A 20,964-nucleotide genomic window follows, 5' to 3' on the forward strand; every position below is an offset into this window, starting at 1 on the left:
GGGGGGATGAAGCCTGTGTCGGGTCTGCGAAGGGCAGTGCAGAGGGGACTGCTGAGCCTGGTCATGATCCTGCTGGCCGGGACGGTGCATGCAGCACCGGACCCGGTGCTGGTGCTGGGCCGGATCAGCGATGATCCCAAGGCCCATTACGAGCAGCTGCAGCCGTTGCTGGACTATGTGGTGGCACGCATGCATGACGTCGGCATCAAGGAGGGGCGGATCCTGATGGCGCGCGACCCGCAGCAGATGGCCAGCTATCTGCGGCGGGGGCGGGTCGACTGGGTCACGGAAACGTCGGGTACGGCGGTGGCACTCGGCCAGCGCAGTGGCGCGCGGCCGTTGTTGCTGACCGAGCGCAATGGTGTGCGTGAGTACCAGACCGTGTTCTTCGTGCGCCGCGACAGTCCGGTCCAGCGCATCCAGGATATGCGTGGGCATCGCCTGGCGTTGCAGAACACGGCGTCCACCAGTGCCTACCTGGTGCCGGTGATGACGCTGCTGCAGGAGGGGCTGGCGCCGCAGATCCTGGCCGGCGTGTGGGACATGCCGGGCCGGGACAGTGTGGGGTATGTGTTCGCGCGCAGCGAGTTGAACATCGCTACGTTCGTGCACAAGGGCGTGGTTGACGTGGGGGCGGTGAGCAGCGTGGACTGGAACGACGAGCGACGGATGCCGGCGGCATTCCGGCGCGACTTCCGCGAGCTGCTGCGCACCAGGCCCTACCCGCGGGCGGTGGAGATGGTGCGCGCCGACCTCGACCCGCGGGTGCGTGACCGGCTGCAGGACGTCCTGCTGCAGGCGGCCAGTGACCCGCAGGCGCAGGGGGCGTTGCATCGGTTTTTCGGTACTTCCGGTTTCCACCGCGTCGATGCGCATGCGCAGCAGCGGCTGGATGAATTGAAACAAGGATTGACGCGCGTGCGGATGGAAGTGGAATGAAGTGGCTCGGCTCGGGAATGCAGGCCCGGTTCCTGCTCGCGATGGGCGGGGCGATGGTCGTGGTGGTGGCGATCCTGGCAGTGTTGCTGGGGCGGCAGGCGGCGATGCAGGGCGAGGTGCGCAACCTCAGTGGTGGCGTCATCCATGAACTGTTCGACCGCAGCGTGCGCAGCCGCGGCGAAGCGATGGCGCGCGAGCTGTCCGACGCGCTGGCCAACCCGTTGTACTACCGCGACCTGGACCAGGTCGGTGCGCTGGTGCGCAGCACCGCACGGCAGCCGGTCGTGCGCTATGTGCTGGTGTTCGACGACCGTGGCCGGCTGGTGCATGACGGCTCGATCGAGGTGTCCGGCTTCGGCCAGCCGATGGCCGACCCGCTCGCTCCCAAGGCCGCGGTGGCGCAGGCGCTGGTGGTGCAGGAATCGCCCAAGGTGCTCGACAACACCATGCCGATCATGGTCGGCAACCAGCGCATCGGCGGCGTCCGCGTCGGCATGGCGCTGGACGAGGTGCAGCAGCGCGAACAGGCAGCCAATGCCACGCTCGGCGAGCGCCTGCAGCAGGTCGGCAGCCGCCACCTGGGCTGGCTGCTGCTGATGCTGGGCCTGCTGGTGGTGATCGGCGTGGCGGTGATCCTGTACGTGCAGCGCACCCTGGTGGCGCCGATCCGGGACCTGGCCGCTGCGGCACGCCGCATCGAGGCTGGCGACTACCAGGCGCCGCTGGCCGAGAACACCCGCAATGACGAGGTCGGCGAGCTGGTGCGCGGCTTTGCCCGGATGCGCGATTCCATCGCCCGCCATGACCGCGAGGTGCGGCGCATGGCCTATACCGATGCGCTGACCGGGTTGACCAACCGGCTGGCGTTCCGGGAAGCACTGGACCATCGCCTGATGGCGGCGCGCGCATCCAATCATCGGCTGGGCCTGCTGTTCGCCGATATCGACGACTTCAAGCGCGTCAACGATACCCTCGGCCACGAGGCCGGTGACGAAGCGCTGTTGCAGTTCGCACAGCGCATCGGGCGCGCGGTTGCCGAAGCGGGAGGCGATGAGGCGCTGCTGGCCCGCTTCGGCGGCGACGAGTTCGTGATCCTGGTCGGCGATGGCGACGTGGCCGCGAACGCCCGGCTGCTGGCCGAGGTGCTGGTGCGCGAACTGGGCAAGCCGCTGGTGGTACAGGGCAGGGAGCTGTTCCTGGGGACCTCGATCGGCGTGACCCTGTTCCCGGACGATGCCGCCGATGCGACCACGCTGCTGAAGAACGGCGACATCGCCATGTACCAGGCGAAGATGGCCGGCAAGAACTGCTACCGCCATTACAGCCGGGCGATGGACCATGCGGTCGAGCGCCGCGTGCACATGGAGCAGGAACTGCGCGGGGCCTGGGAGCGCGGCGAGCTGCGCCTGGCCTACCAGCCGATCTTCCGCATGCGCGACCGCCGCATGGTCGGCGTCGAAGTGCTGCTGCGCTGGCAGCATCCGACCCTGGGTACGATTCCGCCGTCGGTGTTCATCGAAGTGGCCGAGCAGAGCGGGCTGATCGAGATCATCGGCCCGAAGGTGCTGCGTGCGGCCTGCATGGAAGCCTCGCAGTGGCCACGGGGTGCGGGCGGCGACGATCTGTTCGTGTCGGTGAACGTATCACCGCGGCAGCTGCGCGGCGGCGAGCTGCCGGCGCTGGTTGCACAGTGCCTGCATGAGTCCGGGCTACCGGCCTCGCGCCTGCACCTGGAGCTGACCGAAACCGCAGTGATCGGCGACGAGATGGTTGCCGCGCAGCTGCTGGACAAGCTGCACCGCACCGGCGTGAAGGTCTGGCTGGATGATTTCGGAACGGGCTTCTCCGGTCTCAGCCACCTGCGCCAGGTGCCGGTGGACGGCGTGAAGATCGACAAGAGTTTCGTGGCCGACATGCAGCGCGATCCCGACGATCTGGCACTGACCACGGCCATCATCGCCATGGCCCACGCGCTGGGCATCACGGTGGTGGCCGAAGGCATCGAGCAGCAGGCGCAGTTCGAACTGCTGGTGCAGCGCGGCTGCGATCTTGGCCAGGGCTACTGGCTGAGCCACCCGGTGACCGCCACCGAAGTGGTGCGGATGATCGAATCGGGTCTCTGACCGACGGTTGTTGTGTCGGGGTCAGATCCCTTTTCCGCAGGAAAAAGGGATCTGACCCCCTGCGGAATTACAGCGGGCGCTTGCTCGGGTCGCCGGGCAGTTCGCGCACCAGCTTGGGAATCAGGTAGCCGGACAGGCGTGCGGTCAGGCCGGCAATCAGCGCCTTGGCCTGGCTGTCGTCCACTTCGAAGTGGGCCACGCCCTCGACCCGGTCCAGCTGGTGCAGGTAATAGGGCAGCACGCCGGCGGCGAAGCTGCGCTCGCTCAGGTCCTGCAGGGCCTGCACGCTGTCGTTGACCCCGCGCAGCAGGACGGCCTGGTTCAGCAGCTGGGCGCCGACGCCGCGCAGGCGGCTCATCGCAGCGTCCACGCTGGCGTCGAACTCATTGGCATGGTTGGCGTGGACCACGATCGCCAGCGGCCACGGCAGGCTGCCCAGCCAGGCCAGCAGCTCCTCGTCCACGCGCTCCGGCAGCACGATCGGCAGCCGGGTGTGGATGCGCAGGCGGCGGATGTGCGGGATCGCGCGCAGCGCATCGGTCAGCTCGGCCAGCTTGTGCGTGGCCAGTGACAGCGGGTCGCCGCCGGACAGGATGACCTCGTCGATGTCCGGGTCGGCCGCGATGGCCGCTACGGCCTCCTGCCAGCCGCCCTTGGCGGCGTTTTCCGCGGCATAGTCGAAGTGGCGGCGGAAGCAGTAGCGGCAGTTGATCGCGCAACTGCCGGTGGCGACCAGCAGGGCGCGTCCACGGTACTTCTGGATGACGCCGGTGGCCTTCCTGGCGGCACCATCACCCACCGCATCGAAACTGAACCCGGGTGCCGGGCGCATTTCCTCGTCGACGGGCAGCACCTGGCGCAGCAGCGGGTCGGCCGCGTCGCCCACGCGCATGCGCGCCACGAAGCCCTCCGGCACGCGCAGCGCGAACTGGGCAATGGCCGCCTCCGAGACACCCAGCGCGGCCGGGTCCAGCTGCAGCCGGGCCAGCAGGGCGTGCGGGTCGCGCAGCGCCTGGCGCCAGAGCTGCTGCCAGCGCGCGGGCGCGCCTGGCGACTGGGGCCGGGGGAAGGCGGAAAGCTGCATGGAGAGGGGGCCTGCGGTTATCATGGGGGCAGAAAAACAGTCGCCCACCGGCACCCGGTGGGCTTTCCATTCTAACGGCTCGCCGCACCCGCGGCGTTTTTGCCACTCAGGAGTTTACGCATGGCCAGCTACGGCATGAACGACGTCAAGAACGGGATGAAGATCCTGGTCAACAACCAACCGGCCGTCATCATCGACACCGAATACGTCAAGCCGGGCAAGGGCCAGGCCTTCACCCGCGTGAAGTACCGCCTGATCAAGGACGGCCGTACCCAGGAAGTGACCATGAAGTCGACCGACTCGCTGGATGCAGCCGACGTCGTCGATACCGACATGAACTTCATGTACAGCGACGGTGAGTACTGGCACTTCATGGACCCGGAATCCTTCGAGCAGGTCCAGGCCACCAAGGCCGGCATGGGCGGCGCCGAAAAGTGGCTGAAGGGCGAAGAGTCCTGCGTGGTCACCCTGTGGAACGGTGAGCCGATCTTCGTGCAGCCGCCGAACTTCGTCGAACTGAAGATCACCGAAACCGATCCGGGCGTCCGTGGCGACACCTCGGGCGGCGGCGGCAAGCCGGCCACCCTGGAAACCGGCGCCGTGGTCCGCGTGCCGCTGTTCGTCAACCAGGACGAAGTGATCCGCGTCGACACCCGTTCGGGCGAATACTCCGCACGCGTCAAGTAAGGTTCCGGCCATAGGCCGACCTTGCGGTAGTGCCGGCCGCTGGCCGGGTACGCGCCAGCACATTCGCGCTGGCGCTCCCATGATCTGCTTCGGCAGATCATGGGCCCCGCTTCACGGGTCTCCAGACCCCGCCGCTTCGCGGCAGCCCCTGACTCAGGGGCGTGTCCCCCAGAAGTATCTCGCCGCCCCCCAGCCAGTGAGCCCGCATGAGCGATAGCCCGCACCTCCCCGAAGCCTGCGACCTGCTCATCGAAGCCGGTTACGTCGTTCCGATCGAGCCGCATGCGGTGGTGCTGGAAGACCATGCCGTTGCCGTGCGTGGCAGCGAGATCGTGGCCATCCTGCCGCGTGCCGAGGCGCGCGCACGCTTCCGCGCCACCCAGGTGGTGAGCCGACCCGAGGCTGCGCTGATGCCGGGCCTGGTCAACGCGCACACGCACAACCCGATGACCCTGCTGCGCGGCGTTGCCGACGACCTGCCGCTGATGACCTGGCTGCAGCAGCACATCTGGCCGGTGGAAGCGGCGGTGATCGGCCCCGAATTCGTTGCCGACGGTACCACCCTGGCCATCGCCGAGATGCTGCGCGGCGGCACCACCTGCGCCAACGAGAACTACTTCTTCGGCGACGTGCAGGCCGCGGTCTACAAGAAACACGGTTTCCGCGCGCTGGTGGGCGCGGTCATCATCGATTTCCCCACCGCCTGGGCCAAGAGCGACGACGAGTACTTCGCCAAGGCCGGTGAACTGCACGACCAGTGGCGCACCGATCCGCTGATCGGCACCGCGTTCGCGCCGCATGCGCCTTACACGGTCAATGATGCCAACTTCGAGCGGGTACGGATGCTGTCCGACCAGCTCGACATGCAGGTGCACCTGCACACCCACGAGACCGCGCAGGAAATCAACGATTCGATCAGGCTGCACGGCCAGCGCCCGCTGGCGCGGCTGGATCGGCTCGGCCTGGTCAACGACCGCCTGATCGCGGTGCACATGACCCAGCTGACCGATGCGGAAATCCACCTGTGCGCCGAACGTGGCGTCAGCGTGGTGCATTGCCCGGAATCCAACCTGAAGCTGGCCTCCGGTTTCTGCCCGGCCTGCGCCCTGCAGCGCGCAGGCGTGAACCTGGCGATCGGTACCGATGGCTGCGCCAGCAACAACGATCTGGACATGTTCAGCGAGAACCGCACCGCGGCGATCCTGGCCAAGGCCGTGGCCGACGACGCCACTGCACTGGACGCGGCAACCACGCTGCGCGCGTCCACGCTGGGTGGCGCACGCGCGCTGGGCTTCGGCGACCGCATCGGCTCGATCGAAGTCGGCAAGCAGGCCGACCTGGTCTGCGTTGATCTGTCCGCGCTGGAAACACAGCCGCTGCACAACGTGCTGTCGCAGCTGGTGTACGCCACCGGCCGCCAGCAGGTCAGCGATGTCTGGATCGCCGGCAAGCCGAAGCTGGTGCAGCGCGAGCTGGTCGGCATGGACCTGCCGGGCATCATCGCCAACGCGCGCCAGTGGCGCGAGCGCATCCGCCATATCCGCGCCTGAACCCTGGCGCCGCAAGGACATCCCCCATGACTGCCCCCCACGCTTCCTCAAATTTCGATCAGGCCGAGCTGGACAAGTTCGCTGCGCTGGCCAACCGCTGGTGGGACGCTGACGGCCCGCAGAAGCCGCTGCATGCGCTGAATCCGGTGCGCCTGCAGTACGTGGCTGACCGCGTGCCGCTGCGCGGCGCCCGCGTGCTCGACATCGGCTGCGGTGGCGGCCTGTTGAGCGAAGCGCTGGCCCAGGCCGGTGCTGACGTCACCGCCATCGACCTGGCCCCGGAGCTGGTCAAGGTCGCGCGCCTGCATGCGCTGGAAAGCGGCGCCCAGGTCGATTACCGGGTGCAGGCGGCCGAGGATCTGGCCGCCGAGCAGCCGGGCAGCTTCGACGTGGTCACCTGCATGGAAATGCTGGAGCACGTGCCGGACCCGGGCGCGATCATCGAGGCCTGCAAGCGCCTGCTGAAGCCGGGCGGCCACCTGTTCCTGTCGACCATCAACCGCACCGCCGCCGCGTTCGCGGTGGCGATCGTCGGCGCCGAGTACGTGGCGCGCCTGCTGCCCAAGGGCACGCACCACTACCAGGAATTCATCAAGCCGGCCGAGCTGGCGCGCTGGCTGCGCGAGGCCGACCTGCAGCTGGTAGATGTCAGCGGCATGGCCTACGAGCCGTGGCGCAACCATGCCCGCCTGAGCAGCCGCACCGACATCAACTACCTGGCCTACGCGGTCAAGCCGGCATGACCGCCGCCCGCTTCCCGCGTGCGGTGCTGTTCGACCTGGACGGCACCCTGCTGGACAGCGCGCCGGACTTCGTCGCCACCTGCAACGCGATGCTGGCCGAGCGTGGTCGTGCGCCGATCAATCCGGCGGTGCTGCGCCCGGTGGTCTCCAAGGGCTCGCGCGCGATGGTCGGGGCCGCTTTCCCGGACCTGGATGCCGCTGCGCGAGATGCACTGATTCCGGAATTCCTGCAGCGCTACGAAGCGCTGATCGGCCAGCACGCGGTGCTGTTCGATGGCGTGGCCGGCATGCTTGCCGCGCTGGATGACGCCGGCACCGTGTGGGGCATCGTCACCAACAAGCCCGAGTACCTGGCGCGGCTGATCCTGCCGCAGCACGGCTGGCAGCAGCGCTGTGCAGTGCTGGTCGGCGGTGACAGCCTGGCCGAGCGCAAACCTCACCCGCTGCCGCTGCTGCACGCTGCGCAGGCCATTGGCGTTGCCGCCGAAGACTGCGTGTACGTGGGTGACGACGAGCGCGACATCATCGCCGCGCGGGCCGCGGCCATGCCGTCGGTGGCAGCCCTGTGGGGCTACCGCCTGCACAGCGACGATCCGCTGGCCTGGCAGGCCGACGTGCTGGTCGAGAACGCTGAACTTCTGCAACTGGCCAGTCTCTGGCCGACCCGGCCGGCAGCCCCGGCCCAGCCGTAAGGAATGGTGTAGTGAGCAGTACCGCGCTGGACAGTTTCCTCGACAAGTGGCGCAGCCGTTGGCCAGAATGGTCAGTGGCCGCCCCGTTCGTGGCCGAATCGCAACGCGAGCTCGCAGTGGCGTGGTTCGCGCTGCTGCAGGAGTTCGACGACATGCTCAACACCAGCGGCGATCCGCTGCCGGCCGACGCCAAGCTGGCGTGGTGGGGCGAGGAGCTGCGCAGCTGGTCGGGACATCGCTCGCGCCATCCGCTGGGCAGGCTGCTGGAGCCGGTGCGTGCGCCATGGGCCCAGTTGGCCGAAGCACTTCCGGATCTGGTTGAAGCGCGCACGGTCGCGCTGGATGCGGCCGGCGCCGAGCGCGCGCTGGCGAACTACGCCGAGGCCGTAGCCGCGGTGGAGGCGGCCTTGTTCGCTGACAAGCCGCGCACCGGCGCCGGTCGTGCGGTGCAGCTGCAGACCCTGGCGCAGCGCCTGCAGGACGCTGGCGTGGCCGGTGTGCCGCGCAGCCTGCTGGACGAGGACGCCAGCAATGCCGCACAGCGCTGGGCGCAGCATCTGTTGAAGGGGTGGGGCACCCGCGTGCCCGGCCCGCGCCCGCGCCGTGTGTGGTCCAGCCTGGCGCGTGCGCGGGTGGCGGCACAGGCCGCAGGCAAGCCGATCGAGGCCACCCCGGTGCGCACCCTGCTGCGCGTGTGGTGGGCCGCGCGCGGTTGATCCAACGTACCTGGTAGTGCCGGCCGCTGGCCGGCATCCAGCAGGGCGCGGAAGAGGATGAGGTTGCCGGCCAGCGGCCGGCACTACCGTTACTTGCGCTCCAGCACCAGCAGCGGGTCGATACGGGTCTCGAACCAGTTCATGCCCCAGTGCAGGTGCGGGCCGGTGGCACGGCCGGTGGCGCCGACCGCAGCGATCACCTGGCCCTGTTCAACCCGGTCGCCGACCTTTACGTCGATGCGCGAGAGGTGCAGGAAGTTGGAGCTGACCCCGAAGCCGTGGTCGAGCAGCAACGTGCCGCCGGTCAGGTACAGGTCCGGGCCGGCGAAGGTGACGATGCCGGCGGCCGGTGCTTTCACCGGCGTGCCGGTCGGCACCGCGATGTCCATGCCGGAATGACCGGCACCGGGCTGGCCGTTGTACACGCGGGCATTGCCGAAGCGGCCGCTGATGCGGCCCTGCACCGGCCAGATGAAGGTCTGGGTGAAGTCGGTGCGGTCGTCATCGCGGGCGCGTGCGGCAGTCACCTGCGCCTGTTCGCGCTTGATCCGCTCGGCAATTGCCGGCGGCGGGTTGACCGTCTTCGGCGGCACGCCATTGACCCGCTCTGTGGGCCAGTCGCGCGGCGTCACCGCAATGGTCGCGGTCTCGCTGCCACCATCGGGGCGCTGCACCTGCACGCGCAGCGGGCCCTTCTCGTCACGGCCGATGCCGAACACCACGCTGCCGTAGCCGCTCACCCGCAGCTGGCGACCGGCGTACTGCACGCGGCTGCCGGCGGGAACCTTGCCGATCACCAGTGCGCCCTGCGACGCACTGGCCGGGAACACCACGCGGCTGTCGATCAGGCTGCCAATGCCATCCTGCGCCTGCGCCGCGGGTACGGAAAACAGGGGCGCGGCCAGCAGCGACCCGATCAGAAGTGCCGAGCGCATCAGCGGTCGTAGGTCATGCGCTGGCCGGCGGGTTCGCCCACCAGGTTGCTGCCGTCCCACACCAACTGGCCGTTGACCCAGGTGGAGGCGACGCGCGAACGGAAGGTGGTGCCCTCAAACGGCGACCAGCCGCACTTGGACAGCACGTCCTCGCGCTTGACCGTGAACGGCACGTCTTCGACCAGGACCAGATCGGCGAAGTAGCCTTCGCGCAGGAAACCACGTTCTTCCACGTCGAACAGCTGCGCCGGGGCGTGGGCGAACTTCTGCACCACCTGCTCGCGGGTCAGCTTGCCTTCGTGCACGCGCTCCAGCGCGGCCACCAGCGCGTACTGCACCAGTGGCAGGCCGGAGGGGGCCTGCGCGTAGGGCTTCTGCTTCTCTTCCCAGGTGTGCGGCGCGTGGTCGGTAGCCAGCACGTCCAGCACGTCGGCGGCCAGCGCAGCGGTGATCGCCTCGCGGTCGGACACTTCCTTGATGGCCGGGTTGCACTTGATCAGGTTGCCCTTGGTCGCATAGTCCGGGCGCGCGAAGTGCAGGAAGTGCACGCAGGTTTCAGCGGTGATCTGCTTGCGGCTGCCATCGGCGCGGATCAGCGGGCCCTTCTCGAACAGCGCCAGTTCATCGGCGGTGGAGATGTGCAGCACGTGCAGGCGGGTGCCGTGTTTGCGCGCCAGCGACATCGCCAGGCGGGTCGACTTGATGCAGGCTTCGCGCGAGCGGATGTCCGGGTGCATGTCCGGGGTCAGCGCATCGCCGTACTTTTCCTGGAAGGCCTTCAGGTTGGCATCGATCATCGGCGTGTCTTCGCAGTGCGTGATGATCGGGGTCGGGCATTCGCGGAAGATCGCGTCCAGCGTTTCGGGGTTGTCGACCAGCATGTTGCCGGTCGAAGCACCCATGAACACCTTCACGCCCGGCGCCTTCTTCGGGTCCAGCGCACGGATGGCGTCCAGGTTGTCATTGCTGGCGCCGTGGTAGAAGCCGTAGTTGGCCCAGGCGCGGCCGCGCGCGAGCTCGTACTTGGCTTCCAGGATGGTCGAATCCAGCGTCGGCGGGTTGGTGTTGGGCATGTCCATGAAGCTGGTCAGGCCACCGGCCACGGCCGCCGCCGATTCGCTGGCGATGTCGCCCTTGTGGGTCAGGCCCGGTTCGCGGAAGTGCACCTGGTCATCGATCATGCCCGGGAGCAGCCAGCGCCCGGCCGCGTCCACCACCTGCTCGCCGTCGCGCGGCGCCAGCCCGTTGCCGATCTGCGCGATGCGGCCGTTCTCGATGCGCAGGTCGCCGTCGAAGGTGCGGCCTTCGTTGACCATGCGGGCATTGGTGATGAGGGTGGAGGACATGTCAATGTTTTCCTGTGCAACGGCAAGAGGGGGCGTTGGGGGACTCGGGCACGGGGTCGAAGCCGCCGGGATGGAACGGGTGGCAGCGGCCCAGCCTGCGCGCAGCCAGCCAGCTGCCGCGCAGCGGGCCGTGCCGCGAGATCGCGTCCATCGCGTATTCAGAACAGCTCGGCACGAAACGGCAGCGGGGCCCCAGCAAGGGGCTGATGAAGCGCTTGTAGAAGCGCAGCAGGGCGATGAGCAGGCGCGAGATCACCCAGTCATCTTATGCCAGTTGGCATGAAGGCCGCATTTGTGCAGGATGGGCCGTTGGTCGCATGTCGCCGATGGCCTGCGACCGGTACCAGCACCGTCGGGTGCTGGCCAGGTTCCGTACCGCGCAAGGCGGTCCGTGTTCGTCGGACTGCCCATTGGGCGCCTTGGCTCCAGGACTGAATGGAGCAGGGTGCCGAGGTTGCTGCTGCGGGTCGGGTAGGCTATAAAGGCCCGCTTTCCCGGGCCCCGGGGAATCCAAGGAAGAGCGTTTCGTGGCTGCTAAAAAAACTGCAAAGAAGGCCGCAACGGCCGCCAAGAAAACCGCCAAGCCTGTTGTGAAGAAGTTGGCGGCAAAGCCCGTTGCCAAGAAGCCGGCGAGCAAGCCGGCGACCAAGGCAGCGTCCTCGCAACCGGCGGCCAGGAAGGCCACCGCAAAGAAAACGCCGGTCAAGGCAACCAAGCCGGTGGCGAAGAAGGCCGCTGCGCCCGCCAAGGCCAAGCCAGCCGCTGCCAGCAAGAAGGCGCCGGTGAAAAAGGCCGTCAGCAAGGCTGCGCCGGTGAAGAAGACCGTCGCCAAGCCGGTGGTCAAGAAGGCAGCAGCCAAGCCGGCGCCGAAGGCGGTGGTGAAGAAGGCTGCAGCCAAGCCGGTCGCCAAGCCGGCGGCAAAGAAGGTGGCTGCGGCCAAGCCGGTCGCCACGCCTGCCGCTGCAAAGAAGGTTGCCAAGAATGTTGCCGCACCGGCCGTAAAGCCGGCCCCGGCCCCAGTAGTGAAGTCCGCACCGAAGCCTGCTGCCAAGCCGGCTCCGGCCAAGCCTGTCCCGGCCAAGACCGTGGCAGTGGCAGCAGCCCAACCGGCCCCCAAGCCGGCCCCGGCCGCCGCTCCTGCCGCTTCGAAGGCCCCGCAATCCAAGAATCCCGTGCCCGTTTCGAAATCGCCTGCCAAAACCGCCGTGAAATCCGATTCCGCCCCGAAGACCGTGTCGCGCCCTGTCGGCAAGGTTGCCGTGGCCGTCGCCGCCCGCTCGGCAGCACCGGCCCCGCGCAGCAAGTACAAGGTGGTCGAATACAAGACCGACGAGGCCACCGGCCGCCCGATCCTGCCGGCTGGCTACAAGCCGTCCTCGGAAGAGGAATACATGAGCCCGCTGCAGCAGGAGTATTTCCGCCAGCGCCTGCAGAACTGGCGCGCGGACCTGGTGGAAGAGTCCAAGCAGACCATCGAGAACCTGCGCGAGGAAGTGCGTGACATCGGCGACGAAGCCGAGCGCGCGACCCGCGAAACCGAGAACTCGCTGGAACTGCGTACCCGCGACCGCTACCGCAAGCTGATCGGCAAGATCGACAGCACCCTGAAGCGCCTGGAAGCGGGCGACTACGGTTACTGCGTCGACACCGGCGAAGAAATCGGCCTGGAGCGCCTGGAGGCGCGCCTGACCGCCGAGCGCACCATCGATGCCCAGGAGCGTTGGGAGCATCTGCAGAAGCAGCAGGGCGACTGATTCCTGATCGTTGTCTGGTCATGCAGAAAACCCGGCTTCGGCCGGGTTTTTTGTTGGGTTCGAGTTGGCTGTGTAGAGCGCCTTCCGGGTATCGGGTGGAGCCTGCGGGTGGGTCCGATGTAGAGCCGAGCCCACGCTCGGCTCAGGCCGAAGCCGGAGGGCAAGGAAGAGCAAAAGCAAAAGCAAAGGCAGCCAAGCATGGCTTGGCTCTATCAGGAGCGGTCATGCGTGCGCTCGCGGCTGTTGAGTCCGCCTTGTAGCGAGCCGAGCACCGCAGGGGAATCAGGGGCGAAGAGGCGGCTCTATCCTGTAGAGCCGACTGCTGGTCGGCTGGCTCTCTGCGTCGTCCCCTGATTCACCGAGGAGCACAGGGCACCGGCGCGCAGCGCCGGCTCGCGGATGGCGGCGTGTTTCTTTGGTTACTTTTCTTTTCGCGCGAAAAGAAACGTGACACCCCACCGCGGTCGCGGAAAGAGCCCGCCGGGCATGGCCCGGCGCGTGGGCGCACGGAAATACGCAGCCGAGCATGGGCTCGGCTCTACAGGCTCACTGCAGGTCGCGAAGATTCAACTTCCGCAGCGTCGGGTTCTTCCACGCGGTGATCCCGGCCACGCTCAGCACCGCGAACCCGCCCAGCACCACGGCCGGTACCAGGCCGAGCAGCTTCGCCATCGTGCCGGCATAGAACGCGCCCAGCTCGTTGGACGAACTGATGAAGATGCCGTTGATCGACGATACGCGACCGCGCATTTCTTCCGGCGTGGCCAGCTGCAGGATGGTCGAGCGGATCACCACCGAGACGCCATCGAAGGCGCCGTAGAACAGCAGGATCAGCGCCGACAGCCAGAAGTGCTGCGACAGCCCGAAGCTGATCACGCACAGGCCGAAGCCGGCCACCGCGAACAGCAGCACGCGGCCGGCATTGCGGTGCAGCGGGTGGCGGGCCAGCCACAGGCCCACGCACACCGAGCCCAGCGCCGGCATCGCGCGCAGGATGCCCAGGCCTTCCGGGCCGTGGTGCAGGATTTCGTGCAGGAACGCCGGCAGCATCGCCACCACGCCGCCCAGCAGCACCGAGAACATGTCCAGCGCCATCGCGCCGACCATGATCCGGTTGCCGACCACGAAGCGCGCGCCTTCGGCGATGCTCTTGAAGATCGGCGCGGCAGGGCCGGTGTGCACCGGCTCCTCCACTTTCAGCGTGGCCAGACAGGCCATCGCCACCAGCGCGAAGGCGGTGGCCACCGCGTAGGACAGGCCCTTGCCACCGAAGCCGACCAGCACGCCGCCCAGTGCCGGGCCGGCGATCATGCCGGCCTGGAATACCACCGCGCCCAGGCCGGCGCCACGCGCGAACTGGTCACGGGCCAGTACGCGGGCGAACAGGGCGTTGTAGATCGGCGACAGGAAGGCGCGGACCATGCCGGTCAGCGCAATGGCTGCGTAGATCGGCCACACGCCGTCGATCGGCAGCCAGCCCATGGCCACGCTGGTCAATACCAGTGCGGTGGCGATCAGTCCGCAACAGGCGACCATGCCCAGGCGGCGGCGCGGCAGGTGATCCACCAGGTAACCGGCGAACGGCGCCACGCAGAAGAACGGCAGCACCTCGGCCAGGCCGATCAGGCCCAGCGAGAACGGATTGCGGGTGACTTCGTAGATGTGCCAGCCGACGGTGACCGCGACCACCTGGTAGGACAGCATCGCGAAGATGCGGTACGCCAGCAGCCTGGCGAAACCGGGCCGGGACAGCAGGCCCAGCGCGCTGTCTTCGGCTGTGGCAGGCTCGCTCACGACGGGTCGCGCTGCAGCTGGGCCTGCGCGGTCTCGCGGATGAAGGCCAGCATCGCCGCCACGCCGTTGCTGCGGGTCGGCGAGAGGTGGCGGGCCAGGCCGATGTCCTGGATGTAGCTCGGCTCGGTAGCCAGGATCTCCTGCGCCGAGCGCCCGGAGTACACACGCAGGGCCAGGAAGATCAGGCCGGAGACAATCGCCGAATCACTGATGGCATGGAAGCGCAGCGACTGCGCGTTGCCTTCGGGCACGATCCAGACCATCGACTGGCAGCCGAGCAGGCGATGCTCTTCGGTCTTCCATTCTTCCGGGAAGGCCGGCAGCTTGCGGCCGAGGTCGATCAGGTACTGGTAGCGCTCGGACCAGTCGCCGAAGAAGCCGAATTCCTCGGCGATGGCGGCCTGTGCCTCGGCGGCGGTGGGTTCAAGCGGGAACGGGGAGTCGGTCACAACAGTCTCTACGGTGGGGGCGTGGCCGGCGTACCGGCCACGGGGCAGGGCGGGTCAGCCGCGCTTGCGCGACCAGCGCACGCCCTGCGGGGTGTCTTCCAGCACGATGCCTTCGGCGGCCAGCTGGTCGCGGATGGCGTCGGAACGGGCGAAGTCGCGCGCCTTCTTGGCAGCGGCACGCTCATCGATCAGGCCCTGGATGCGGGCATCGTCGCCGCCGTCGCTGGCCGCAGTGCCGAACCACTGCGCTGGATCGGCCTGCAGCAGGCCCAGTGCCAGTCCGGCGCCGAGCAGTTCACCCTTCAGGCGCGCCTGCTCGGCCGGATCGGTGGCACGACGCGCATCGGCGGCGATGCGGGCCACTTCGGCCAGTGCCTGCGGGGTGTTCAGATCGTCATCCAGAGTCGCTTCGACCGTGGCCGGGATCGCAACGACCGCCTCGACTGAAGCCAGTTCGCGCAAGGTGCCGTACAGGCGGTCCAGGGTGCGCACCGACTGTTCGATCAGGCCATCGGACCAGTCCAGCGGTTGCCGGTAGTGGGCCGACAGCAGGGCCAGGCGCAGTGCTTCCGGCGGGTGCTGGCGCACCAGGTCGTGCACGCGCTCGATGTTGCCCAGCGACTTGCTCATCTTGGCGCCGCCGAAGTTGAGCATGCCGTTGTGCAGCCAGAAGCGGGCGAAGATCTTGCCGCCGTGGGCGCACTCGCTCTGCGCAAGCTCGTTCTCGTGGTGCGGGAACTGCAGGTCGACGCCGCCGGCATGGATGTCGATGGTCTCGCCCAGGTGGGCGGCGGCCATTGCCGAGCACTCGATGTGCCAGCCCGGGCGGCCACGGCCCCAGGGCGACGCCCAGCCGGGCAGGTCGTCGCTGGACGGCTTCCACAGCACGAAATCACCCGGATCACGCTTGTACGGGGCCACGTCGACACGGGCGCCGGCCAGCATTTCGTCCGGATCGCGGCGCGAGAGCTTGCCGTAGCCATCGAAGCTGGCCACCGCGAACAGCACGTGGCCTTCGGCAGCGTAGGCATGCCCGTTGGCGATCAGCTGCTCGATCATGGTGATGATCTGCGGAATGTGCGCGGTCACCTCCGGCTCGATGTCCGGCGGCACCACGCCCAGCGCGGCCATGTCCTCACGGTAGGCGGCGGCGAACCTGTCGGTGATGGTGCTGATCGGTACGCCCTGCTCGCGCGCGGCGGTGTTGATCTTGTCGTCCACGTCGGTGATGTTGCGCGCGTAGCGCAGGCCACCGAAACGGCGCCGCAGCAGGTCGGCCAGCACCCCGAACACCACCGGGCCACGGGCGTTGCCGATGTGCACGTAGTTGTAGACCGTCGGGCCGCACACATACAGGGTCGGACAGGCCGGATCGAGCGGGGTGAACGGTTCGAGCTGGCGAGTCAGGTTGTTGTGCAGGCGCAGGGTCATGGGGCTGTGGCTGGGGGACAAGCCTGTGATTTTAGAACGTGTCGGCCCCCTTTGGGGGCACCCGTTGCCACCGGTGGACGCCGGGGCCACCCGGGGTGGGGTGGGCAGGAGCGGCGTGGACGGGTAATGTTCAGCCCCTTGCGCTCGCCACTGCCTACACTATTGCCGTGTCCTTGCTCCCGTCGCCAATGAAATCCACCGCGTTGCTGACCCTGGCCTGCCTGTCGGCGCTGCCCGCCGTGGTGCTGGCGCAGGAGGCCGAGCCCCGCAACCGGGTGGTGATCGTTGAGAACGTGAAGTTCGACTACGCCCAGGTGCTGAACGTGGAGCCGGTGTTCCAGACCCTGCGCGCGACCCGCACCGAGGAGCACTGCGAGCCGGTGTCGACCCGGACCCTGGCCCCGGTGAACGTGACCGGCGAGGAGCCGGTCGAGGACAAGGGCCGGATCAGCCGCTTCTGGGACTCGGTGCGCTCGATGTTCAAGCGCAGCGACGAAGAGGCCGTTGAGGAGCCCGGAGCCGAGACGCCGGCCCCGGCACCGGCCAACACTGGCCCGATGCTGACCCGCGACTGCCGCATCGTGCCGGTGGGGCGTGAATTCCGCCGGCCCATCGCCTACGACGTGGATTACGTCTACAAGGGCACCAAGTACCGTTCGCGGCTGCCGGAAGACCCCGGCAACCGGCTCAAGATCCGGGTGTCGATCACGCCCTGGGTCGGCCCGGAGCAGGGCACGGCCAGCAATCCCTGATTCTGGGACCCCGGCCCTTGCGCCGGCCTCGGCCGCATGCAAAGATGGTTGACCATGAAGCTCACCGACTTCCAGCACGACAGCAGCGCAGCCCGACAGGCGTCGGGCATGACCTCGCGTGCGCGTCGACCGGAACCCCACATCCTCGCTGGGTAACCGGAGCTTTTTGCTGTTCGTCCGAAAAAACCCAGCCCGCCGGCTGGGTTTTTTCGTTTCCGCGCTTCAAATATGCATCTTCTGAAAGCTGCAACTGCAACCTTCCCGCTCCACCTTTGATTCCTGTTTTCCCTTCCACCGCGTCGAAACCGGCGCCGCCACGCAAGGAAAGATGATGTCCCCCAAGCACTTCCTGAACACCCAGGACTGGAGCCGCAGCGATCTCGACGCGCTGTTGACCCAGGCGGCGCTGTTCAAGCGCAACAAGCTCGGCGACCAGCTCAAGGGCAAGTCGATCGCGCTGGTGTTCTTCAACCCGTCCATGCGCACCCGCACCAGCTTCGAACTGGGCGCGTTCCAGCTCGGTGCCCACGCGGTGGTGCTGCAGCCGGGCAAGGATGCGTGGCCGATCGAGTTCAACCTCGGCACGGTGATGGACGGCGATACCGAAGAGCACATCGCCGAAGTGGCCAAGGTGCTGGGTCGTTACTGCGACATCATCGCCGTGCGTGCGTTCCCCAAGTTCATCGACTGGGCCTACGACCGCCAGGACATCGTCCTCAACAGCTTCGCCAGGTACTCGCCGGTGCCGGTCATCAACATGGAGACCATCACCCACCCGTGCCAGGAGCTGGCCCACATCATGGCCCTGCAGGAGCACTTCGGCACCCAGGACCTGCGTGGCAAGAAGTACGTGCTGACCTGGACCTACCACCCCAAGCCGCTGAACACCGCCGTTGCCAATTCGGCGCTGACCATCGCCACCCGCATGGGCATGGACGTGACCCTGCTGTGCCCGACCGCCGACTACATCCTCGACGAGCGTTACATGGGCTGGGCCGAGCAGAACGTGGCCGAGAGCGGCGGCTCGCTGAAGATCAGCCATGACATCGACAGCGCCTACGCCGGCGCCGACGTGGTCTACGCCAAGAGCTGGGGCGCGCTGCCGTTCTTCGGCAACTGGGAACCGGAGAAGCCGATCCGCGACCAGTTCAAGCACTTCATCGTGGACGAGCGGAAGATGGCGCTGACCAACAATGGTGTGTTCAGCCACTGCTTGCCGCTGCGCCGCAACGTGAAGGCCACCGACGCGGTGATGGATTCGCCGCAGTGCATCGCCATCAACGAGGCCGAGAACCGCCTGCACGTGCAGAAGGCGATCATGGCGGCGGTTGCCGGGCGCTAGATCGAACAAGGGGTAGAGCCGACCGTTGGTCGGCTGCTCCCGCAGTGGCGCATCCAATATTCCAGCCGACCAACGGTCGGCTCTACCGAATTCCCATCCCCCAAGTGGACCTGACCCCCATGAGCAACAAAGACGTCGTTCTCGCCTTCTCCGGCGGCCTGGATACCAGCTTCTGCGTGCCGTACCTGCAGGAGCGCGGCTACAACGTGCACACCGTGTTCGCCGACACCGGCGGCGTCGATGATGAAGAGCGTGACTTCATCGAGAAGCGCGCCGCCGAACTGGGCGTGGCGAGCCACCTTACCGTCAACGGTGGCCCGGCCATCTGGGAAGGCTTCGTCAAGCCGTTCGTGTGGGCCGGCGAAGGCTACCAGGGCCAGTACCCGCTGCTGGTCTCGGACCGCTACCTGATCGTCGATGCCGCGCTGAAGCGTGCTGCCGAGCTGGGCACCAACATCATCGCCCACGGTTGCACCGGCATGGGCAACGACCAGGTCCGCTTCGACCTGGCCGTGAAGGCGCTGGGCGACTACCAGATCATCGCGCCGATCCGCGAGATCCAGAAGGAACACACCCAGACCCGCGCCTACGAGCAGAAGTACCTGGAAGAGCGTGGCTTCGGCGTGCGCGCCAAGCAGCAGGCCTACACCATCAACGAGAACCTGCTGGGCCTGACCATGTCCGGCGGCGAGATCGACCGTTGGGAAGCTCCGGGCGAGGGCGCGCGTGGCTGGTGCGCACCGCGCAGCGAGTGGCCGGAGCAGGCCCTGACCGTGACCCTGAAGTTCGTTGAAGGCGAAGCCGTCGAACTGGACGGCAAGGCGCTGCCGGGCGACCAGATCCTGGCCCAGCTCAACAAGCTGTTCGCGCCGTACGGCGTGGGCCGCGGCGTCTACACCGGCGACACCGTGATCGGCCTGAAGGGCCGCATCGTGTTCGAGGCCCCGGGCCTGGTTTCGCTGCTGGCCGCACACCGTGCGCTGGAAGATGCGGTGCTGACCAAGCAGCAGAACCGCTTCAAGCCGGACGTGGCGCGCAAGTGGGTGGAGCTGGTGTACGAAGGCTTCTACCACGACCCGCTGAAGACCGACATCGAAGCCTTCCTGAAGTCCTCGCAGGCCAAGGTCAACGGCGAAGTGGTGCTGGAAACCCGTGGTGGCCGCGTCGATGCGGTGGCCGTGAAGTCGCCGCACCTGCTCAACACCAAGGGCGCCACCTACGCGCAGTCGGCCGACTGGGGCGTGGAGGAGGCTGAAGGCTTCATCAAGCTGTTCGGCATGAGCTCCACCGTTTACGCGCAGGTCAACCGCGGTTGACCTGTGACGGGGTGCCGGCCGCTGGCCGGCGCCTCGCAACGTCGATGGAGGGTAGTGCCGGCCGCTGGCCGGCTCGTGGCACGGCTGGATCATTGCGGAGCCGGCCAGCGGCCGGCACTACCGATTTCGAACCCTACGGATATTCAGACACATGCTTGAACAGACGCTCGATCACCTGCAGGCCCTGGTGTCCTTCGACACCCGCAACCCGCCGCGTGCGATCACCACCGGTGGCATCTTCGATTACCTGCGCGACAACCTGCCCGGCTTCAACGTCGAGGTGATCGACCATGGCGCGGGCGCAGTCAGCCTGTACGCCGTGCGCGGGACGCCGAAGTATCTGTTCAACGTGCACCTGGACACCGTGCCGGACTCGCCGCACTGGAGTGCCGACCCGCATGTGATGCGCCGCCTGGACGACCGCGTGGTCGGCCTGGGCGTGTGTGACATCAAGGGCGCCGCCGCTGCGCTGGTGGCGGCGGCCAATGCCAGCGATGGCGATGCCGCCTTCCTGTTCTCCAGCGACGAGGAAGCCAACGATCCGCGCTGTATCGCCGCGTTCCTGGCCCGTGGCCTGCCGTATGAAGCGGTGCTGGTGGCCGAGCCGACCATGAGTGAAGCGGTGCTGGCGCATCGTGGCATCAGCTCGGTGCTGATGCAGTTCGCCGGCCGCGCCGGCCATGCGTCCGGCAAGCAGGACGCGGCCGCCAGCGCGCTGCACCAGGCCATGCGCTGGGGCAACCGTGCACTGGACCATGTGGAATCGCTGGCCTCGGCCCGCTTCGGCGGGCTGACCGGGCTGCGCTTCAACATCGGTCGCGTCGAAGGCGGGATCAAGGCCAACATGATCGCACCGGCTGCTGAGGTGCGCTTCGGGTTCCGCCCGCTGCCGTCGATGGACATCGATGGCCTGCTGGCGACCTTCGCCGGTTTCGCCGAACCGGAAGCCGCCGTTTTCACCGAAACGTTCCGTGGCCCCAGCCTGCCGGCCGGTGACATCGCCGAGGCCGAGAACCGCCGCCTGCTGGCGCGCGATGTGGCCGATGCGCTGGAGCTGCCGATCGGCAACGCGGTGGACTTCTGGACCGAGGCCTCGCTGTTCTCCGCCGGTGGCTACACCACGCTGGTGTTCGGCCCGGGCGACATCGCCCAGGCCCACACCGCTGATGAGTTCGTGACGCTGGAGCAGCTGCAGCGCTACACCGACGCCGTGCATCGCATCATCGCCGCCGGCGCCTGATCGACCCTACAACGCCGCCCGGCCCTGGCCGGGTGGAACTGCAACGCGGCGACCGCCGCCTGTGACGAAAC

19 protein-coding genes are annotated in these 20,964 nt (G+C 67.7%); 12 read left to right on the top strand and 7 right to left on the bottom strand.

Features of this window, described 5'->3' with window-relative positions:
- Nucleotides 1–63: 63 nt before the first annotated feature.
- Nucleotides 64–939 (top strand): phosphate/phosphite/phosphonate ABC transporter substrate-binding protein, encoded by an 876-nt coding sequence (locus AC5P56_RS06455; protein ID WP_227864238.1) that lies wholly within the window; start codon nucleotides 64–66, stop codon nucleotides 937–939.
- Entirely contained in the window at nucleotides 936–3,062 is a 2,127-nt protein-coding gene (locus AC5P56_RS06460) for a putative bifunctional diguanylate cyclase/phosphodiesterase (RefSeq protein WP_014647803.1), read from the top strand. The genes AC5P56_RS06455 and AC5P56_RS06460 overlap by 4 nt, the downstream gene beginning before the upstream one ends.
- A gap of 67 nt (nucleotides 3,063–3,129) precedes the next feature.
- Here the strand turns inward: AC5P56_RS06460 and epmB are convergent, their stop codons facing one another.
- Nucleotides 3,130–4,170 (bottom strand): EF-P beta-lysylation protein EpmB, encoded by a 1,041-nt coding sequence (gene epmB, locus AC5P56_RS06465; protein ID WP_087948696.1) that lies wholly within the window; start codon nucleotides 4,168–4,170, stop codon nucleotides 3,130–3,132.
- Between the two features lie 96 nt (nucleotides 4,171–4,266).
- On the opposite strand from epmB, the gene efp reads away from it, so the two are divergent.
- The 5 genes from efp to AC5P56_RS06490 all read left to right on the top strand — a co-directional run bounded on the left by efp (nucleotide 4,267) and on the right by AC5P56_RS06490 (nucleotide 8,534).
- Nucleotides 4,267–4,833: an elongation factor P gene (efp, locus tag AC5P56_RS06470; RefSeq protein ID WP_005410381.1), complete on the top strand. Its 567-nt coding sequence runs from the start codon at nucleotides 4,267–4,269 to the stop codon at nucleotides 4,831–4,833.
- A gap of 206 nt (nucleotides 4,834–5,039) precedes the next feature.
- Nucleotides 5,040–6,383, top strand: a complete 1,344-nt coding sequence (locus AC5P56_RS06475; RefSeq protein ID WP_495231500.1) for a TRZ/ATZ family hydrolase — start codon at nucleotides 5,040–5,042, stop codon at nucleotides 6,381–6,383.
- 26 nt (nucleotides 6,384–6,409) lie between these two features.
- Nucleotides 6,410–7,126: a bifunctional 2-polyprenyl-6-hydroxyphenol methylase/3-demethylubiquinol 3-O-methyltransferase UbiG gene (gene ubiG, locus AC5P56_RS06480; protein WP_014647800.1), complete on the top strand. Its 717-nt coding sequence runs from the start codon at nucleotides 6,410–6,412 to the stop codon at nucleotides 7,124–7,126.
- Entirely contained in the window at nucleotides 7,123–7,818 is a 696-nt protein-coding gene (locus AC5P56_RS06485) for a phosphoglycolate phosphatase (protein ID WP_197605046.1), read from the top strand. Before ubiG ends, AC5P56_RS06485 begins: the two co-directional genes overlap by 4 nt.
- Nucleotides 7,819–7,829: 11 nt before the next feature.
- Nucleotides 7,830–8,534: a squalene/phytoene synthase family protein gene (locus tag AC5P56_RS06490; RefSeq protein WP_049442410.1), complete on the top strand. Its 705-nt coding sequence runs from the start codon at nucleotides 7,830–7,832 to the stop codon at nucleotides 8,532–8,534.
- Between the two features lie 89 nt (nucleotides 8,535–8,623).
- On the opposite strand, the gene AC5P56_RS06495 is transcribed toward AC5P56_RS06490, so the two are convergent.
- Genes AC5P56_RS06495 through yidD form a run of 3 tightly spaced genes read right to left on the bottom strand, consistent with a single transcriptional unit; the run spans nucleotide 8,624 to nucleotide 11,071 of the window.
- Entirely contained in the window at nucleotides 8,624–9,469 is an 846-nt protein-coding gene (locus tag AC5P56_RS06495) for a M23 family metallopeptidase (RefSeq protein ID WP_014647797.1), read from the bottom strand.
- Nucleotides 9,469–10,815, bottom strand: coding sequence for a dihydroorotase (locus tag AC5P56_RS06500; protein WP_481443476.1), 1,347 nt, complete (start codon nucleotides 10,813–10,815; stop codon nucleotides 9,469–9,471). The genes AC5P56_RS06495 and AC5P56_RS06500 overlap by 1 nt, the downstream gene beginning before the upstream one ends.
- A 1-nt stretch (nucleotide 10,816) precedes the next feature.
- The gene (gene yidD / locus AC5P56_RS06505; RefSeq protein WP_014037867.1) at nucleotides 10,817–11,071 is read right to left on the bottom strand and encodes a membrane protein insertion efficiency factor YidD; all 255 of its coding nucleotides are present in this window, start codon (nucleotides 11,069–11,071) and stop codon (nucleotides 10,817–10,819) included.
- A 271-nt stretch (nucleotides 11,072–11,342) separates the two neighbouring features.
- On the opposite strand from yidD, the gene dksA reads away from it, so the two are divergent.
- Entirely contained in the window at nucleotides 11,343–12,569 is a 1,227-nt protein-coding gene (dksA, locus tag AC5P56_RS06510) for an RNA polymerase-binding protein DksA (protein WP_014647794.1), read from the top strand.
- Between the two features lie 546 nt (nucleotides 12,570–13,115).
- Here dksA and AC5P56_RS06515 read toward each other — a convergent pair.
- From AC5P56_RS06515 to cysS, 3 genes are read right to left on the bottom strand one after another with little or no spacing between them, the layout of a single operon-like run.
- The gene (locus AC5P56_RS06515; RefSeq protein WP_032956128.1) at nucleotides 13,116–14,363 is read right to left on the bottom strand and encodes an MFS transporter; all 1,248 of its coding nucleotides are present in this window, start codon (nucleotides 14,361–14,363) and stop codon (nucleotides 13,116–13,118) included.
- On the bottom strand, nucleotides 14,360–14,812 hold the full coding sequence (locus AC5P56_RS06520; RefSeq protein ID WP_014647792.1) for a SufE family protein: 453 nt from the start codon (nucleotides 14,810–14,812) through the stop codon (nucleotides 14,360–14,362). Before AC5P56_RS06520 ends, AC5P56_RS06515 begins: the two co-directional genes overlap by 4 nt.
- Nucleotides 14,813–14,866: 54 nt before the next feature.
- Complete coding sequence (cysS, locus tag AC5P56_RS06525; RefSeq protein ID WP_014647791.1) at nucleotides 14,867–16,243, bottom strand: cysteine--tRNA ligase; 1,377 nt, start codon at nucleotides 16,241–16,243, stop codon at nucleotides 14,867–14,869.
- A 188-nt stretch (nucleotides 16,244–16,431) separates the two neighbouring features.
- On the opposite strand from cysS, the gene AC5P56_RS06530 reads away from it, so the two are divergent.
- The 4 genes from AC5P56_RS06530 (at nucleotide 16,432) to AC5P56_RS06545 (ending at nucleotide 20,893) form a co-directional block, all read left to right on the top strand.
- The gene (locus AC5P56_RS06530) at nucleotides 16,432–16,995 is read left to right on the top strand and encodes a glycine zipper 2TM domain-containing protein (RefSeq protein ID WP_014647790.1); all 564 of its coding nucleotides are present in this window, start codon (nucleotides 16,432–16,434) and stop codon (nucleotides 16,993–16,995) included.
- A 331-nt stretch (nucleotides 16,996–17,326) separates the two neighbouring features.
- The gene (locus AC5P56_RS06535; RefSeq protein WP_014647788.1) at nucleotides 17,327–18,337 is read left to right on the top strand and encodes an N-acetylornithine carbamoyltransferase; all 1,011 of its coding nucleotides are present in this window, start codon (nucleotides 17,327–17,329) and stop codon (nucleotides 18,335–18,337) included.
- 119 nt (nucleotides 18,338–18,456) lie between these two features.
- On the top strand, nucleotides 18,457–19,653 hold the full coding sequence (locus AC5P56_RS06540) for an argininosuccinate synthase (RefSeq protein ID WP_014647787.1): 1,197 nt from the start codon (nucleotides 18,457–18,459) through the stop codon (nucleotides 19,651–19,653).
- 151 nt (nucleotides 19,654–19,804) lie between these two features.
- Nucleotides 19,805–20,893 carry an acetylornithine deacetylase gene (locus AC5P56_RS06545; protein WP_014647786.1) on the top strand — a complete coding sequence of 363 codons (1,089 nt, stop codon included), beginning with the start codon at nucleotides 19,805–19,807 and terminating at the stop codon, nucleotides 20,891–20,893.
- The last annotated feature ends 71 nt before the right edge of the window (nucleotides 20,894–20,964 follow it).

It is taken from the genome of Stenotrophomonas sp. YJH_SMC_131, from assembly GCF_059367975.1.

Coding starts and splice junctions, on each gene's coding strand:
- AC5P56_RS06455 (WP_227864238.1), top strand. CDS start 64: ATGATCCTGCTGGCCGGGACGGTGCATGCAGCACCGGACCCGGTGCTG.
- AC5P56_RS06460 (WP_014647803.1), top strand. CDS start 936: ATGAAGTGGCTCGGCTCGGGAATGCAGGCCCGGTTCCTGCTCGCGATG.
- epmB (WP_087948696.1), bottom strand. CDS start 4,170: ATGATAACCGCAGGCCCCCTCTCCATGCAGCTTTCCGCCTTCCCCCGG.
- efp (WP_005410381.1), top strand. CDS start 4,267: ATGGCCAGCTACGGCATGAACGACGTCAAGAACGGGATGAAGATCCTG.
- AC5P56_RS06475 (WP_495231500.1), top strand. CDS start 5,040: ATGAGCGATAGCCCGCACCTCCCCGAAGCCTGCGACCTGCTCATCGAA.
- ubiG (WP_014647800.1), top strand. CDS start 6,410: ATGACTGCCCCCCACGCTTCCTCAAATTTCGATCAGGCCGAGCTGGAC.
- AC5P56_RS06485 (WP_197605046.1), top strand. CDS start 7,123: ATGACCGCCGCCCGCTTCCCGCGTGCGGTGCTGTTCGACCTGGACGGC.
- AC5P56_RS06495 (WP_014647797.1), bottom strand. CDS start 9,469: ATGCGCTCGGCACTTCTGATCGGGTCGCTGCTGGCCGCGCCCCTGTTT.
- AC5P56_RS06500 (WP_481443476.1), bottom strand. CDS start 10,815: ATGTCCTCCACCCTCATCACCAATGCCCGCATGGTCAACGAAGGCCGC.
- cysS (WP_014647791.1), bottom strand. CDS start 16,243: ATGACCCTGCGCCTGCACAACAACCTGACTCGCCAGCTCGAACCGTTC.
- AC5P56_RS06530 (WP_014647790.1), top strand. CDS start 16,432: ATGAAATCCACCGCGTTGCTGACCCTGGCCTGCCTGTCGGCGCTGCCC.
- AC5P56_RS06535 (WP_014647788.1), top strand. CDS start 17,327: ATGTCCCCCAAGCACTTCCTGAACACCCAGGACTGGAGCCGCAGCGAT.
- AC5P56_RS06540 (WP_014647787.1), top strand. CDS start 18,457: ATGAGCAACAAAGACGTCGTTCTCGCCTTCTCCGGCGGCCTGGATACC.
- AC5P56_RS06545 (WP_014647786.1), top strand. CDS start 19,805: ATGCTTGAACAGACGCTCGATCACCTGCAGGCCCTGGTGTCCTTCGAC.